The organism is Streptomyces sp. Ag109_O5-1, assembly GCF_003814875.1.
Lineage (GTDB): Bacteria > Actinomycetota > Actinomycetes > Streptomycetales > Streptomycetaceae > Streptomyces > Streptomyces sasae.
In genome coordinates, this window is the sequence record NZ_RKQF01000001.1 from 11,432,667 (window position 1) to 11,448,775 (window position 16,109).

Here is a 16,109-nt window from a genome sequence, read left to right on the forward strand (position 1 = left end):
TGGATCGATGAGTAGTTCGGTTGGGTCCCTAGTACTCCAGCAGCACTTTGACGTTTTCCCTGTTCAGGGGCGGTCTGGGTGAGTGTAGAGGGCTGATGACCGGCCTGTGATCTCTTTCCCGGGCCGCCCCTCGATCGTGTGCAGCCGCCGCTGATAGTGGCAGCGGTCCGGGCAGCCTCCCGACGTGATCGACGAGCGTGCAGTTGAGATCTGGAACGACGAACTCGAGGAACTGTTCCTGCGTACCGGCCACCGCTTCAGGCGTGTCGAGCCGCGTCGCAGGATGCGTGACTACGTCCGTGGACTCCTGGGCCCGGTCGGCCGAAAGAACGGCTGGCAGCTGGCCGAGTACGCCGGACACCGCACACCCGACCGTCTCCAGCGGCTCCTTAACGGCGCACGCTGGGACGCCGACGAACTCCGCGACGACCTCCAGCACTACGTAGCCGAACGGCTCGGCGAGCCCGACGGAATCCTCATCCTCGACGACACCGGCTTCCTCAAGAAGGGCACCACCTCGGCCGGTGTGCAGCGCCAATACTCCGGCACCGCCGGCCGCACCGAGAACTGCCAGATCGGCGTGTTCGCCGCCTACGCCACCACCCGCGGACGCGCCCTGGTCGACCGCGCGTTGTACCTGCCCAAGTCCTGGACCGACGACCGCGACCGATGCCGCGCCGCGCACATCCCCAACGAGCGGACCTTCGCCACCAAACCCGACCTCTGGCCAAGGCCATGGTGCTGCGGGCGATCGCCTCGCCGCTGCCGATCGCCTGGGTGACCGCGGACGCCGCCTACGGCCAGGAGTGGCGGCTGCGCCGCATGCTGGAGGAGACCGGCCTGGGCTATGTGCTCGCGGTCCCCAAGTCTCAGCAGGTGCCCCACTTCGGACGCATCGACCACCTCTTCTCCCAGGCACCCGAGGAAGCGTGGGAGCAACGTTCGTGCGGTGACGGCGCCAAGGGCCCGCGCTTCTACCACTGGGCCGCCCTGCAGATCACCTCCATCGAGGACTTCGACGGCGAGATGCCCACCCACCAGCGGTGGGCACTGGCCCGCCGCAGCATCAGCAAGCCCGAGGAGATCGCCTACTACCTCTGTTACGCACCGCTCGGCACCACGGTCGAGCGTCTGGTCCGCGTCGCCGGGACGCGCTGGGCCATCGAGGAAGCCTTCCAGGCCGCGAAGAACGAGTGCGGCCTCGACCAGTACGAAGTCCGCCGCTATACCGGCTGGATGCGGCACATGGTCATGTCCCGCGAGGTGGTGTAGTCACGGCAGCTGTTTCGGTTCCGGTTGTGGGGTGATTTCGGGTTCGGCCGGCTTGGTGGTGAAGAGCTCGGCCATGGAGGCTTCGGAGAAGTAGCGGCGGTCGAAGACCTGCCATTCGTCGTGGAGTTCGGCCAGGACCGCGGCGGCGAGCCGGTCAAGGGCGGCGGGGTTGGGAAAGACCTGGACGACGTCGGCCCGCCGTTTGATCTCCCGGTTCAGCCGCTCCAGCGGGTTGGTCGACCAGATCTTCTTCCAGTGCGCCGGCGGGAAGTCGGCGAACGCGGTGATGTCCGTTGCCGCATCCAGCAGCATCGTCTTGACCTGCGGGAACTGCCGTCCGAGCATGTCGGCGACCACGTTCAGTTGGGTGCGCACCTGCTCACCGGTGGTCTGCGCGAAGATGGTGCGGATGGTCGCGGCGACCATCTCCCCGGAGCCCCTTTCGATCACCGAGAACACGTCCCGGACGAAGTGAACCCGGCACCTTTGCCAGGCCGCACCGAGGAAAACGGTGCGGATCGCGGCCACCAGACCGCTGTGGCTGTCGGAGATGACCAGCTGGACGTTCTCCAGGCCGCGGGCCCGCAGCGAGCGCAGGAACTTCGTCCAGAACGGCTTCGACTCACTGTCGCCGACCATCAGCCCGAGGATCTCGCGGTGTCCGGTGGCGGAGATCCCGGTGGCGATGACCACGGCCTGGGAGACGATCCGGTGGTTGACCCGGGCCTTGCAGTAGGTGGCGTCCAGGAAGACGTAGGGGAAGACGGTGTGCTCCAGCGGCCGCTCCTTGAACGCGGTCAGTTCTTCGTCCAGCTCACCGCAGATGCGGGAGACCTCGGACTTGGAGATCCCGCTGTCCGCACCGAGTGCTTTGACCAGGTCGTCGACCGAGCGGGTCGAGACACCATGCACGTATGCCTCCATCACCACGGCGAACAACGCCCGGTCGATCCGCCGCCGGCGTTCCAGCAGCGACGGGAAGAATGACCCGCTCCGCACCTTCGGGATCTTCAGGTCCAGATCGCCGGCCTGCGTGGTCAGCACCCTGTCCCGGTGCCCGTTGCGCCAGGTCGTGCGCGTCTGGGAGTGCTCGCGCGGCGCGGCACCGATCACCTCGGTGGCCTCGGCCTCGATCAGCTCCTGCAGGATGCGCTCGCACACCACCCTGATTGCTTCAACTCCATCGGCCCGACGTAGTGACTCAAGCAGCCGCATCAGCTCAGACTGGGACAAGGCCATCGCGTGCTCCTCCGGTCGAACTGCCCGTTCACCAGAGAGACTTGCGCGATGGCCTGCCCTTGTTCAGGGAGCATGCACCGCCGGCGGATGCACGCCCCGAGCAGACACCCGCGCGTTCCGGGACCCTGCCCGGCTACACCACTTCACGGGACGCCATCCGGCACATCACGCTGGCCATACTGGCGCATGCGTTCCTGGCCGCCATGGCCGCCATGGCCGCCGACGCCGCGGCAAAAGGGGCAGCAGAAACGGTTCCTGCCTTGCGCCCCTCACCGTGGCAGAAGTTCGGCGGCTCCTGGCAACTGGCCACTCACCCCTCGCCGCTCACCAGCCCCTCATCAGTGCACGCGCACTGAGATGGTCACACTGGCGCAGACGACGCCAAGCGGTCGCTCGCCGCTGCCACTATCAGCGGCGGCTGCACACGATCGAGGGGCGGCCCGGGAAAGAGATCACAGGCCGGTCATCAGCCCTCTACACTCACCCAGACCGCCCCTGAACAGGGAAAACGTCAAAGTGCTGCTGGAGTACTAGGCCAGCCAGTCCGGCCACTCCACGAGGGCTCGCCGCTGGGCGGCTCAGCCTTCGGTACCCAGGTCGCCGTTGGCTGCTGGCTCGCGGGTCCGCTCCCCCGTCGGAAGGGTGCACGACCTTCCCCAGGGTGGGCCGAGTTCCGCATCAGTTGGCCGGCTGGGAGCGGGGCACGAGGACGTCTGGTTGATCTCATCGTCCGGCAGGGGCAGACTGACCCAAGTGGTGACAGCGGCAAGCAGAGCGCGGTAGACCCAAGTTTTCTTCGCTCCACCTGTTCCGGGACACGACGATGGCGGTGTGCGGCAGAATGACGCCCACCGAGGTGCCATAGCGCAGCGGTGACCGCAAGTGCCCTGTTTCACGCGGTCCTTGGGTGCGCGAGGAGAGGAAGACGTGAGCGAGAACCAGAGCGCCACCGCCGCAGTGCAGCGACTCGACACTGGGACGGCGCACAACGCTCGCGTGTGGAACTACTGGCAGGGCGGCAAGGACAACTACGAGGTCGACCAGCAGGTAGGCGATCACGTTGCCGGAATGATCCCCGTCATCCGCGACATCGCGCGCGCCGACCGGGAGTTCCTTGGCCGCGCCGTGCGCTGTCTGGCACAGGAGCACGGCATCCGTCAGTTCCTCGACATCGGCACCGGCCTGCCGGCCTTGGAGAACACCCATGAGATCGCCCAGCGGATCGCTCCCGAGTCGCGGATCGTGTATGTCGACAATGACCCCATTGTGCTCGCGCACGCCCGCGCCCTGCTGACCAGTGCCCCGGAAGGCGCCACCGACTACATCGACGCCGATGTGCACGACCCGGACACCATTCTGGGCATCGCCGGACGGACACTCGACTTCACCAAGCCCACCGCACTCATGGTGCTCGGCATCCTCAACTTCGTCCTTGACGGGGACGAGGCGCGGGCCATCGCACGTCGGCTCGTGGAGGCGCTGTCCCCCGGCAGCTTCCTGGTACTGACCCATCCCGCCACGGAGCCCGAACTCGGCGGCGACCTCCAGCTTGAGGCGATGGAGTTCTGGAACGCCAACGCCAAACCGCCGGTCACCGCCCGCAGCAGCGAGGAGGTCGCCCAGTACTTCGACGGGCTCACGCTCCTGGAGCCCGGGCTCGTGTCCTGCGCGTTGTGGCGGCCGGAGCCCGGCGAAGAGCCCACGGTCGTACCCCAGCTGGGAGCCGTGGCGCTGAAGCCGTGATCTCTCGCTGCACCTCGCTGCCGCGCACACTCACCGGCAGGCCCGCCCCTCGTTCCTGACGCCGGCCTTGTCACCTACCCGCCCGGTGGGACATCTTGGCGCTGGTCAACGCCTGCGTCGTTTGACGTGCGAAGGCACCCGGATACGTCTGGCGACGGCGTACGACCTGGAGCCCTGGCGCCGAACGGCTCCGGCCCCCGGCGACGAAATGTCGCCGGGGGCCGGATAGTCGTAGCGGGGGCGGGATTTGAACCTGCGACCTCTGGGTTATGAGCCCAGCGAGCTACCGAGCTGCTCCACCCCGCGTTGGTGTCTTTACCGTACGGCATCCGCGGGGTGCCGGCAGGGATTTATGCCGTCGGGCCGTTCCTCGGGTCTGCCGCTGTGCGGCACCGATGGAGCGTGGCAGTGCCTGGGTGGGCATACTCGTGGGCATGAGAGTCCCGCTCCGTACCCGTCTGTTCGCGGCGTTGGCGCTGCTGATGATGTGCGCGGGATTGGCCGGGGGTTATGCCGGGCTCCGGCTGGGCGGCTGGCTGGGCGCGGGCGCCGGGATGCTCGCGGGCATGACCGTGGTGTGCCTGGGCGCGAGAATCACGATCTCTCTGTGCCGCCTGCAGACGCAGGACTTCCTGAAGCAGATCGTGGGCGACGGCAGGGCGGAGGCGTCAGCGGACGCGGTCCTGCGGGGGATCATGCTGTAGGAGGCAGCCGCCTTCCCTCTGACTGCTGACGGGGTCAGCGCCGCGGAGCAGCAGTCCCGGCGAACCGTCGCGTATCAGTGCGCCGCCTTCGACGGCCTCCCGCTTTCCGTGCGTCTGACGGCTGCCGAGACACTCGAAGTCATCGACCAGGGCCAGGAACGGGACCAGGTACGGGCCGCGGTCTCGGCGCTGGCCGAAGTGGTCCGCGAGTGCCGTGCCGGTCACCTCAAGCTCCACGACGAACAGGCTTCCTGATCTTCAAGGGGGCGAACGAGACGTTGACGTAGTTGCCTGGGGATGGGGCCTTGCTCTCCTGCAGGAAGGGCCGGAGGGTGCGTTCGGGAGTGTTGCACCAGCGGGCTACGACACGCAGCTTCGAGACCCGGCCCGAAGTCCGCCCCACCTGCTACTGGAAAAACAGGCCGCACCGCACTCCAGGCGATGGGATCCTTCGGGGATGGGGCATCACTCCTACCTTGTCGTCGGCGAATGCCACTTCCTCGGTACCCGCGATCAGGGACGTGGGCACCTTGGCGGACGGCGAGGTGGCCGAGCCGCGGCCCCCGCGTCGCCGCTGGTCTCGGGCTCGGGGTCGGCCTCCGTGCCGGCGATGCCCTGGAAGCCACCACCTTCCTGCTCGCGGAACACATCGACCGCATCACCGATGACCGCGACTTCGTCACCCGCGTGATCACAGACGCACTGACCGGTACGGGCAAAGGCTGACGCGAGTTCGGCCCACCACGGGACTCATGGGGCGGCGGCGCGATATCGTCGAACCGTGACGGTGCGGTACTACCTGTACATCAGCGACGCCAAAGTCGACATGCTGCTCTCCCAGATCGACCCCGCGTTCGGCCGCCGGAGTACCACCGAAGCAGGCCTGAGCGTCAAACTGTTCAGCATCAAGCGCAGCGTCGAGGCCCCTGCGCCCGACCGTGCGGCCAAGCTGGAGCGGGTCCTGCGTCACCTGGAGGAGTCCGGGGAGACCGGATCGGTGGACGAACCCGGACCGTACTTCCGTGGCACCCTGCCCATGCAGTGGGGGCCCCTGCCCGGCGGGAACGGCGGGTCGCTGGTGTACTTCGGCGGCCGGACCGACCGGACCGTCCTCGGACTCGGCGGCGCCGGCGGCCATGTGATCGGCGGAAGCGCACCGCAGGCCCAGGAGTTCGCACCGTCCTCGGTACCGACGCTCCTGACCGGTCTCGCCACGGCGTTCGCCGCCGACGGCGTCGAGATGCCGGCCGAACAGCCCTCCCTGGCCTGGGTGCACACCGCCGGACGGCTGCTGCGCGGTCCCCGGCAGCCCGTGGAGTTCGTCGCCCGGCGCCTGCTGGCCGGCCCCAGCCCCTACCCCGAACTCGACCCCAGGCCCGATATGCGGGTGCTGCTCGGAAGTCCCCTGTACGTAGCGCTCACCGACTGACGGCGCGTCGATGACACCGGAGGTCTGGCAGCCCGGCGACATCGTCCTCGATCTGTACGAGGTGCTCGACGTCGTTCACAGCGGAGGCATGGGCCTGGTCCACCGGGTACGCCACCAGGGCTGGAACGTGGACCTCGCGGTCAAGACGCCGCGCCCGGAACTGGTCGCCTCGCCGGAAGGCAGAAGCCGGTTCGAGGCCGAGGCGGGCACCTGGGTGGGACTCGGCCTCCACCCGCACACCGTCAACTGCGCCTATGTACGCACGATCGACGGTCGGCCGAGGGTGTTCGCCGAATGGGTCGACGGCGGCAGCCTGGCCGAGGCCGTCGCCGGTGGCCGGCTCTACGAGGGCGGGCCGCACACCGCGGCCGGCCGGGTGCTGGACATCGCCGTGCAGACCGCGTGGGGCCTGCAGCACGCGCACGACAGCGGCCTGGTCCACCAGGACGTCAAGCCCGCCAATGTCATGCTCGAACCGGACGGAACCGCCAAAGTCACCGACTTCGGGCTGGCCGGAGCGCGCCCCGCGGACCCGGCCGCCGCCACGGACACCGGCGTCACCTTCGGCGGTATGACCCCCGCCTACTGCTCCCCGGAGCAGGCGCTCGCCGCCGCCGGCCGAGAGGTCCGGCTGACGCCCGCGACCGATGTGTGGTCCTGGGCGCTGACCGTTTTGGAGATGTTCACCGGCCGCCGCCCGACCCGGCACGGCCAGGCCGCCCCGGAAGCCCTCGAAGCGCTGCTGGAGGAAGGCCCGGCCGACCCCCGCGTGCCCGCCGTACCCCCGGCGGTCGCGGGACTGCTGCGCCAGTGCTTCATGCCCAACGCCGAGGCCCGGCCGGCCGAACTCGACGAAGCCGCCCGGGTCCTGGCCGAGGTGTACGGCGACGTGACCGGCACGCCGTTTCCGCGCCGTGCACCGCGAGGCGTCGGGCTGCTCGCCGACGGACTGTCCAACCAGGCGTTGTCCCTGCTCGACCTGGGGCGTACGGAGGCGGCCGAGGACCTGTGGCGGCAGGCGGCCGACGTCGATCCGCACCATCTGGCCGCGCGCTACAACTACGGCCTGCACCTGTGGCGTTCGGGCCGCAGAACCGACCTGGAGGTGCTCTCGGACATCGAGGGCGGGCGCGTCTTCGGCGGAGCACCGCAACTCGCCGACCGGTTGCGGGGATTCATCCACCTGGAGCAGGACGACCGCAAGCGGGCCACCGAGTCACTGCACAGGGCGACGCGCCAAGAGGGCGGCCCGTCCGAGGAACACGCCGAGCACGAAGGACCCGTCCCGGCCGACACCGCCGAGGCACTGGCCGTACTGGCGGAACGGCCCCCGCCGACCACGGCGCGGCTGACCGGCCACGGCGCCTACGTCACCGCCGTGGCGGTAACCGCAGACGGAGGCCTGGTGCTCTCCGGCGACCGCGACGGCGGCGTCTGCGTGTGGGACGTGGAAACAGGCCGCTGTCTGCACGAACTGACCGCAACCGGCGCCGAGATCGTCGCCACCGCCGTCGACGCCGCGGGCCGCACCGGGCTGGTCCTCCGTAAACAGGCGCCGCTGGAAGCGTGGGACCTCACCCACGGAACCCCGATACCTCTGCCGCCGGAACTCGACGCCGACGACAGCAGCACCGACGCCCCCACGGCGGTCGCCCTCAGCGGCGACGGATCCATGGGCGCCACCGGCCACGCGGACGGCACGCTCCGGTTCTGGGACGTTCGAACCGGAGCACTGCTGCAGCGCGTGGCGGCCCACAGCGCCCCGGTGGCGGCCGTGACCATGACCGCCGACGGTGCCTTCGCGCTGTCCACACCCGCCGACAGCCGCAACGACCAGAGGGTGTGCGCCTGGAACGTCACCGACGGACGGCGCCATGCGGCACTGACCCCGCCGCTGGACGAGCAGGGCTACGGAGCGTGGGGCGTGCACGTCAACTGGTGTGCGCTCTCTGCTGATTCGCGGTATGCGCTCCAGGTCTGGGACAGCGGGAACATGGTGCTCTGGGACGCCCGAAGGGACCGCGTCGTCGCGCGGTCGCCGCACTCCCTGCGCGTCATTCACCATGCCATCGCCCTCGCACCGGGCGGCTCCCCGGCACTGGTGGGAAGTTCGCAGCCGCTGCGCGTACTCGAACCGGCGACGGGCCGGTGCCTGCGCACATACGACAACGGGCCCGAGGATGAGGACGGGCACCAGGGCGTCTACGGCGACGCCGACACCCGTGACACCAACACCGTCGCCATCAGCGCGGACGGGAGGTTCGCCGTCGCGGGCTCGCGGAAGGTGATCAGCGTGCTGCCGCTGCCCGCACCCGGCTACCGTGCCCCCTGGCTCTACGCCCGGCCCAAGGGCGCCGACGAACTGTCTGACGGGACGCGGGCGTTCGACACCGCCATGGAGCAGGCGCTGCACCTCTTCGACGAGGGCCGGTACGAGGAGAGCGCCGCCCGACTGCGGGCCGCGGAGGCCGTACCCGGCTTCGGACGCCATCCCGACCTGCGCGAGGCCTGGGCGGCGGTGGGCCGGCACGGGCTCCGGTCGGGACTGCGCAGCGGCTATCAGCTGTTCGATCTCGACGGACACCGGCACTTCACCCAGCCGCCGGTCCTGGCCGTCAGCAGGGACGGAGATTTTTTCGTCACCGGCCGGTGGACGGGGGAGATCGACCTGTGGAACGCGGCGAGCGGCCGTCTCGACCGGGAACTCGACTGGCCGTTGCCGGTGGCGCGCACCCTCACCCTGGTCTGCGGCGACCAGGCGACCGTCATCCACGGCAGGAACGGGCAGGTGGCGCTGCTCGACCTCGTCGACGACAGGGCATGGGACCTGACAGGTCCGGACGACGCCGGAACCGTCGAGACCCTGGTGTACGCGCCGGCCGCGGACCGGCTGCTCACAGGCGACGACACAGGGAAACTGTGCAGCTGGGACCTCGGGTTCGACGGGGAGCGGCGCACCCTCCGTACCTCCTGGCAGGCCCTCCGGGCCCACCGCGGCCCGGTGGCCGCGGTCGCGCTCAGCTCGGACGGCCGGTACGCGGCGTCGCGCGAGGACACACACGCCGGCCTGGACCTGGCCTCCGCAGTGCGCGGGGACGAGGTCTGCGGTTGGGAGCTGGAGTCGGGCGAGCGGCTGTGGACCCGTAGCGGAGTGCCGCCCCAGACGGCCCTGGAGATCACCCCGGACGGCGGGACGCTGCTGGAGTACGGCCCCTTCGGGGTGACCGCCGTCCGTACCCTCACAGGCAAACGACTCTACGGGGTGGCCGACACGAGCAACGCTCGCCTGCTGGCGATCGCACCCGTCGGCGGCCGGGCGGTCGTGGCGACCGCCGGGGCGCTCATCGCGTTCGACCTCGCCACCGGCCGTGTGCAGCGGAAGATCCCCACCGAGCACCTGACCACCGCACTCGCGCTCACCGCCGACGGGCGGTTCGCCGTCCTCGGCACCCACACCCAGCGGATCGACGTGGTGGACCTGGACACCGGCGAACTGCTGCGCACACTGACCGGGCACCGCAGTACCGTGCACGCCCTCGCCCTCAGCGAGGACGGCCGCACCCTGATGTCCGGGGACTACGACGCCACTGTGCGCGGCTGGGAACTGGACTGGGAATTCACCTGGGAACCCGGCGACGTAGCGCAACCGCCCGAGAAGCGCCGTAGGCCTCGGATGCCGTGGCGTACTCGGTAACGCTGGTCCCCGGCCACGGATCCGCCGCCGGACCGTACATCTTCACGCGCCGCACCACCTGCTTGGTCGGCCGGGCGGGCGAATGCCGCATCCGGCCTGCCGGCGACGACCGGAAGGTGTCCCGGCACCACTGCCTGCTCGACGTCGATCCTCCGCAGGTGCGGGTGCAGGACCTGGGCAGCAGCAACGGCACCTACGTCAACGGCCGGCGGCTGCCCCCGGGGCCAGCCGTGCGGGATCTGGCCGACGGCGACGAACTCCGCGTCGGCGACACGGTGTTACGCGTCCAGATCGGGACGGCAGAGCCCGCGGACGGTGTCGCGCGGGACCCGGTCGAGGCGACGCACACACTCCTCGACGCCGCGGAGACCGGCGAGCCGGCCCTCGCCCCCATCCGCGGCTACCGGGTGCTGCAGGAACTCGGCCGTGGCGGGCAGGGCGTGGTCCACCTCGTCCGGGACGAGAGCACGGGCGAACTCCTCGCCCTGAAAACTCTGTTGGCCCACGGCGTCGTCGACCCCGCGGCACGCGACGGCTTCCTGCGGGAGTTCGCCTGTACCCGGGCGCTGCGGCACCCCAATGTCGTGGCTTTCCACAGCGGCGGCGCACACGGCAACACCTTCTATTTCACGAGCGAGTTCTGCCGACTGGGAAGCGTGGCCGACCTGGTGGCCCGGGCCGGCGGCCGACTGGACGTCGGCCAGGCGGTGGGGGTGACCCTCCAGGTGCTGCGCGGGCTGCACTACGCGCACACGGCCGAGGTGCCCGTACGACTGCTCGACGGGACCATCACCGTCAGACGCGGCCTGGTCCACCGCGACATCAAACCGCAGAACCTCCTGCTCACCGGGGCCCGGGACGACGCGACCGTGAAGATCGCGGACTTCGGCCTGGCCAAGGCGTTCGACAGCGCCGGCCTGTCCGGGCACACCCTGACCGGCGCAATGGGCGGCAGCCTGGCCTTCATGCCGCGCGGACAGGTGATCGACTTCAAGTACGCCCGGCCCGAGGTCGACCTGTGGGCGGTGACCGCATGCCTGTACTGGATGCTCACCGGATCGCCGCCGCGGGACTTCCCGGCGGGCGTCGACCCCGTCGCCGTCGTCCTGCGCGAGCCGCCCGTGGCCGTGCGCGACCGGCTGGCCGCGCTCCCGCCCCGGCTCGCCGACCTCGTCGACAGCACCCTCGTCGACAAGCCCCGTATCACCGTCACCACGGCCACGGACCTGGCACATGCCCTGCGCCGCGCGCTCTGAGCGGCAGTTATCAGACAGGAAGGCGGTCGGGCGTCATAAAGGCATGCCCTTGGAGGGCATCTGATCAATGTTCAGGAGGTTGTGGGTGGGTTGTCCGTTTCGAATCGCCAGCTTGGTGTGGATTCTCCAGTGAGTTCGCGCGACATTTTGTGAGCCTTACGTTCCAGGGACGGGATGAGCCGAGCCCTTCGTGTGGTTGGGCCGCACAGGGGCGCCGGGTGTGGCTTTTAGTTGGCTGCCGTCCGTGGCTGCAATGGCTTGGCCGCCTGGCGTCCCACGACGACCCGGCCGCCAGATTGGGAAGTGCGAACAAGATCGCTGTGTAAGGCCATGCCGGCGAGGTCGTCCGTGGCACCAACTGCCCGCACGACATCTGGAGCGCCATGCACCGAATCTGGGCCGGCATAGACAGCGGCAAGACCCACCATCACTGCCTTGTCCGCAACGAAGGTGGCGAGACGCTCTTGTCCCGCCGCGTTGCCAACGACGAACCGGAGCTCCTGAAGCTCCTTGACGCCGTACTCGCTCTCGGCGATCAGGTGACCTGGGCGGTGGACATGGCCGGCGGTGAGCCCGCCCTGTTACTCGCCCTGCTCGTCAACCACGAGCAGGAAGTCCTCTACATTCCCGGCCGCGTGGTCAATCGGGCCAGTGACGGCTACCGCGGTGAGGGCAAGACCGATGCCCGCGACGCACTTGTCATCGCCGACCAGGCCCGTATCCGCTGCGACCTCCACACGCTGCGGCCCAGCGGCGAGACCACCATCGAACTCCGGCTGCTGACGAACCGCCGCGCCGACCTGGTCCGCGACCGCACCCGATCCATCAACCGGCTGCGCTCCGCCATGACCGGCATGTTCCCCGCGCTGGAACGTGCGCTCATTCTGACCAGCGCCGGACCGCTCGGTTTGCTGGCCGGCTACCAGACTCCGGCAGCCCTCCGCCGTCTCGGCACCGTTCGGCTCACCCGATGGCTGCGCGCCCGCGGCGTCGTCAGCCCCGAGGAACTCGCAAGGAAGGCGGTGGAGGCCGCAGAGCGGCAGCACACCGCCGTTCCTGGCGAGGCTGATCGCCCAACTCGTTCGGACGCTCGCCCAGGAGGTCCTGGCTCTGAACGAGAAAGTCGCCGAGGTCGACCGGCTCATCGAGGCCCGATTCCGCGCGCACGAGCTGGCTGAGATCGTGGCCAGCGTGCCCGGCATCGGCCCACTGCTGGGCGCCGAGTTCCTTGCCGCGATCGGCCCTGACCTTGCGGGCTTCGCCAGCCCGGACGGGCTGGCAGCATTCGCCGGCCTGGCGCCGGCGCCGAACGATTCCGGGAAGCGCAATGGCAACCTGCACCACCCCCGCCACTACCATCGGGGCCTCCAGCGCATCTTCTACATGTCAGCCCTGACGAGTGTCCGCTACGCCCCCAACTCCCGGACGTTCTACGACCGCAAGCGCGCTGAGTGGAAACGCCATACCCAGGCCGTGATCGCCCTCGCCCGCCGCAGAGTCGACGTCCTGTGGGACCTGATCCGAGACCGGCGCCCCTACGAAGTGGTCCCGCCCCAGCCGACCGGCTAGTCCGGGCGATCATCCGACCGCCACAGCCAGCGCAAGGCATCAGGGAGCAGGACTCCACCGTGGTTGGGGCTGTGACCGCCGTCGCCCAGGACGAGGCGGAAGTCGTATCCGCCCTCCGCGAGTGCGGCCGCGACACGCAAGTTGTTGGCGAGCCAGTTCGCTTCGGGCTCGTTCCAGCGCAGGTCACGATGGCCCGCTTGCAGGAAGATGCGCAGTGGCTTGCGGGGAACGCCGGGGATCAGTTCGGGGTACGGGTTGCCGCCTGGCATCTGCGTGAAGCTGGACAGGTACCCGATGACGCGGCGGAACTTGTCCGGGCGCAACCACGCTGCGGTAAAGGCGCAGTTGCCGCCGCTGCTGCCACCGCAGATGCCCCACCGATCAGGGTCCTCGGTGATCGTGTACCGCTGCGTGACCTCGGGAATGATCTCGTCCAGGAGGAAACTGACGTACCGGTCGTCGAATGCGTCGTACTCGGTGTTGCGGTTCTTCGGGTCCTCGACGTCGGGGAAGATGCCGGGGTCGACGAACACGCCGATGGTGACCGGGATGTCGCCGCGGTGGACGAGGTTGTCCAGAACGATCGCACCGCGGACCTCTCCTTCGGGGTCCAGGTACCACCATCCGTCCTGGAACACCATCAGCGACGCCGGCTGTGCGGGGTCGTACTGGGCGGGCACGTGAACCCAGAACTTCCGGGAGGTACCCGGGTAGATCGGGCTGTCGTTCCAGTCGAACTCGACTGTCTCGCCGACAGGCACGCCGGGCTGGACAGCCGAGTCGGGGCCGTGGGCGTAGCGGACGTCCGACTGGTCGACCGGCAGCGGCTGGTAGGGCACCTCGATCGTCACGCGGGCCAACCTAGGAGAGATCACGAGCCCTCTCAAAGGGGTTTAATGCCCATGTCTCACGGCTTGACTTCTCCATTGGGAAGCCACGTCGGCGTGGCGCGGCATTTGCCTACCAGATCCACATCCCGCCGAGGGGGGAAGTCCTACCGCTCTCGTCGACGCCGATCAGGTGCGCCGACTCGGGCCCCAGGCTTGATCCTTCGTCCAGCGGGATGACGAAGCGATGCTCCCCGAAGTGCAGGGCGAGAATCCGTTCAGGATCCTCTTCACAGCCGTCTACGGTCTTACCGATGTAGCAGCGCATGAGGTCCAGTGACCCCGGTGCTGGGAAATGCCACTCGCGCCCCTCGTGGATGCCCAAGGGGTCACTCAAGGCCCGCAGTACTGGCCCATTGAAGTGCAGCTCGACGAAGTCGCGCACGAAAGACACAGCGCTGACCTCCAAGCCCACCAGCAGTTGGAGTCCTGCGGCCGCGTCGTTCTCGCTGTTCACAGGTCCATGCTGCCAGTGCCCTCTATCCACCCGATCATGCGCCTGGCCTACCGCTGGCCAACTACGGATCGGAAGGGCCGGCTATCGGTCTTCATCACACTGCCCGTCGCATGCAACCGGCGGCATCAGAACGTCAGTTCGCGAATTGCCTCGAAATGGCCGTGACGCCCTCGAATCCGGCGCGTTTTTTAGAGCACCAGTGCCACCGCGACCCCCAGACGGAGGACACCATGCATCCCGTTCCCGCCGCAGCGCGCCGGTCCCTCGGATTCGAACAGCAGCAGCCCGCTACTGGCCCTGCCGTCGCTGCCGTGCGGTGTGCCGGCGTCCCCGCACGCCGCGGAGCACAGGCGGATACGAGGCGGGCGGCATGAGTGACCCCACGGATGCAGCCCAGGCAGAAAGCGACGTTCCGGCGCCGCGGTCCGCCCCGCTCCCGTTGCCGCCGGCCGAGGCACCGGCCGGCCCGCAGGACGGCGACGTGACCGACGACCTGGAAGAGACGTACTGGTCCGCCCACGACGGCGCCTCCGCCAACGCCACCGTGTATCAGGTCCTCGCCCGCCTGCCCAAGATCACCCGGCTGATCGGGCGGCTCGCCTGGAAGGCCGACCGTACGGCGACCACGGTCGTCATCACCTGCCAACTCACCTCAGCCGCCATGGGCGCGTTCGGCCTGCTCGCCTCGGTCGCCGTCCGGCAGCACCTGTTCGCCCAGGGCCCGACCCCCGACCGCATGCGCGCCGCCATCCCGCAGGTCCTCGTCGTGGTCGGTTTCCTGTCCGCCCGCGCGCTGCTCGACACCGCCGTGGCGGTCGCCCAGGCACGGATCACCCCCAAGATCCGCACCGCGCTCGAAGTCGAATTCCTCCATCTCACCGCGCACGTCCGCCTGGAAGCCGTCGAGGACTCCACGTGGCACGACGAGGTCTACCGGGCCAATGACCGGGGCCTGTTCTACGCACGCCAGATCGTCGGCCAGGTCATCTCTCTCGCCTCGGCCGCCCTCGCGCTCACCGGAACCGCCAGCGTCCTCAGCATCCTGCACCCGGCCCTGTTGCCCCTGCTCCTGCTGTCCGTGTTTCCCGTGGGCATGGCGGCCGTGCGCAGCGCCCGCACCCGCTTCCACTCCTTCAAACGGTGGAACGCGCTGCAGCGGCGGGTGCGGGTGTTCTCCTGGCTGCTGATCGACGTGGACGCGGCTTCCGAACTGCGCGTGGACACCGCCCAGGGCGCGCTGCTGGACGAGCACCACCGGCTGACAACCAAGATCGCGGAGGAGGACACGCGGCTGGGCGTGAACGCCGCGCTGATCAACCTGGCCGGACGGGCGGTAGGCGGCATCGGCACCGGCATCACCTACACCGTGCTGGGCGCGATGTTGATCGCCGGGTGGCTGCCCCTGCAGGCCGGGGCCGGGACCGTCCTGGCGATCCAGGCCGGACAGTCCGCGCTGACCCGGCTCGTCGACGTCGCCCACCTCGTCTACGAGCACGCCCTGTGGGTCGACGACCTCCTCGCCGTACAAGAGCACTGCCGTAAACTCCTCCAGCGCCAAACCGGACAGCCGACACCCCAGCACGCGAAGACGATCAGGCAACAACCGGCCGCAGCGGTGCCGGACACTGCCGTCGCGCGGGCCATGATGGTCGAACAACTCGAAGCCGACGGCGCATTGGGGCCGGGGCCGGTCCACGACGCCCTACTGGCGCTCCCACGCGAAGTACTCATGCCACAGGCGACCCAACCGGGGCACTCGAACGTCGGCGACCGAGACCGCGCGGTCCGCCGCCGTCTGCGGATCATCGAACTGCCATCGGCAGCGCTGCACCAACACCCGTTGACCTGCGAGGAGTGAT

Annotated in this window: 13 protein-coding genes, 1 tRNA gene and 1 pseudogene; 11 read left to right on the top strand and 4 right to left on the bottom strand. The window is 69.3% G+C overall.

Translation table 11 applies throughout. The features are described 5' to 3' along the window. Positions 1-184: 184 nt before the first annotated feature. Together EDD90_RS58235 and EDD90_RS58240 are read left to right on the top strand one after the other, a co-directional pair. Positions 185-781 (top strand): IS701 family transposase, encoded by a 597-nt coding sequence (locus EDD90_RS58235; protein ID WP_260328630.1) that lies wholly within the window; start codon positions 185-187, stop codon positions 779-781. After that, entirely contained in the window at positions 670-1,272 is a 603-nt protein-coding gene (locus EDD90_RS58240) for a transposase (protein ID WP_260328631.1), read from the top strand. Before EDD90_RS58235 ends, EDD90_RS58240 begins: the two co-directional genes overlap by 112 nt. Here the strand turns inward: EDD90_RS58240 and EDD90_RS52210 are convergent, their stop codons facing one another. Then, positions 1,273-2,511: an IS256 family transposase gene (locus EDD90_RS52210; protein ID WP_123972384.1), complete on the bottom strand. Its 1,239-nt coding sequence runs from the start codon at positions 2,509-2,511 to the stop codon at positions 1,273-1,275. Positions 2,512-2,552: 41 nt separating this feature from the next. Here EDD90_RS52210 and EDD90_RS56165 point away from each other — a divergent pair, with 41 nt between their 5' ends. Beyond that, positions 2,553-2,867: a hypothetical protein gene (locus EDD90_RS56165; RefSeq protein WP_185149545.1), complete on the top strand. Its 315-nt coding sequence runs from the start codon at positions 2,553-2,555 to the stop codon at positions 2,865-2,867. Between the two features lie 571 nt (positions 2,868-3,438). Next, complete coding sequence (locus EDD90_RS52220) at positions 3,439-4,254, top strand: SAM-dependent methyltransferase (protein ID WP_123980429.1); 816 nt, start codon at positions 3,439-3,441, stop codon at positions 4,252-4,254. A 232-nt stretch (positions 4,255-4,486) separates the two neighbouring features. On the opposite strand, the gene EDD90_RS52225 is transcribed toward EDD90_RS52220, so the two are convergent. Then, positions 4,487-4,560, bottom strand: a tRNA-Met gene (locus EDD90_RS52225). Positions 4,561-4,688: 128 nt separating this feature from the next. Between EDD90_RS52225 and EDD90_RS52230 the strand changes: the two genes are divergently transcribed. From EDD90_RS52230 to EDD90_RS52260, 6 genes and pseudogenes are all read left to right on the top strand, one after another. Next, the gene (locus EDD90_RS52230; protein WP_123980431.1) at positions 4,689-4,958 is read left to right on the top strand and encodes a hypothetical protein; all 270 of its coding nucleotides are present in this window, start codon (positions 4,689-4,691) and stop codon (positions 4,956-4,958) included. Between the two features lie 108 nt (positions 4,959-5,066). Further along, positions 5,067-5,213, top strand: coding sequence for a hypothetical protein (locus EDD90_RS56170; protein ID WP_185149546.1), 147 nt, complete (start codon positions 5,067-5,069; stop codon positions 5,211-5,213). Positions 5,214-5,739: 526 nt separating this feature from the next. Further along, complete coding sequence (locus EDD90_RS52240) at positions 5,740-6,387, top strand: DUF7019 family protein (RefSeq protein WP_123980435.1); 648 nt, start codon at positions 5,740-5,742, stop codon at positions 6,385-6,387. 10 nt (positions 6,388-6,397) lie between these two features. Further along, entirely contained in the window at positions 6,398-10,081 is a 3,684-nt protein-coding gene (locus EDD90_RS52245; RefSeq protein ID WP_123980437.1) for a serine/threonine-protein kinase, read from the top strand. Further along, positions 10,066-11,337 (top strand): protein kinase domain-containing protein, encoded by a 1,272-nt coding sequence (locus EDD90_RS52250; protein WP_260328632.1) that lies wholly within the window; start codon positions 10,066-10,068, stop codon positions 11,335-11,337. Before EDD90_RS52245 ends, EDD90_RS52250 begins: the two co-directional genes overlap by 16 nt. A gap of 383 nt (positions 11,338-11,720) precedes the next feature. Continuing rightward, positions 11,721-12,906 (top strand): annotated as a pseudogene (locus EDD90_RS52260) (IS110 family transposase). Here EDD90_RS52260 and EDD90_RS52265 read toward each other — a convergent pair. Together EDD90_RS52265 and EDD90_RS52270 are read right to left on the bottom strand one after the other, a co-directional pair. Beyond that, positions 12,903-13,757, bottom strand: a complete 855-nt coding sequence (locus tag EDD90_RS52265; RefSeq protein ID WP_123980439.1) for an esterase family protein — start codon at positions 13,755-13,757, stop codon at positions 12,903-12,905. The pseudogene EDD90_RS52260 and the gene EDD90_RS52265 overlap by 4 nt on opposite strands. A 109-nt stretch (positions 13,758-13,866) precedes the next feature. Beyond that, positions 13,867-14,250 carry a hypothetical protein gene (locus tag EDD90_RS52270; RefSeq protein WP_123980441.1) on the bottom strand — a complete coding sequence of 128 codons (384 nt, stop codon included), beginning with the start codon at positions 14,248-14,250 and terminating at the stop codon, positions 13,867-13,869. A 370-nt stretch (positions 14,251-14,620) separates the two neighbouring features. Between EDD90_RS52270 and EDD90_RS52275 the strand changes: the two genes are divergently transcribed. Next, positions 14,621-16,108, top strand: coding sequence for a hypothetical protein (locus EDD90_RS52275; protein WP_260328633.1), 1,488 nt, complete (start codon positions 14,621-14,623; stop codon positions 16,106-16,108). Position 16,109 lies beyond the last annotated feature (1 nt).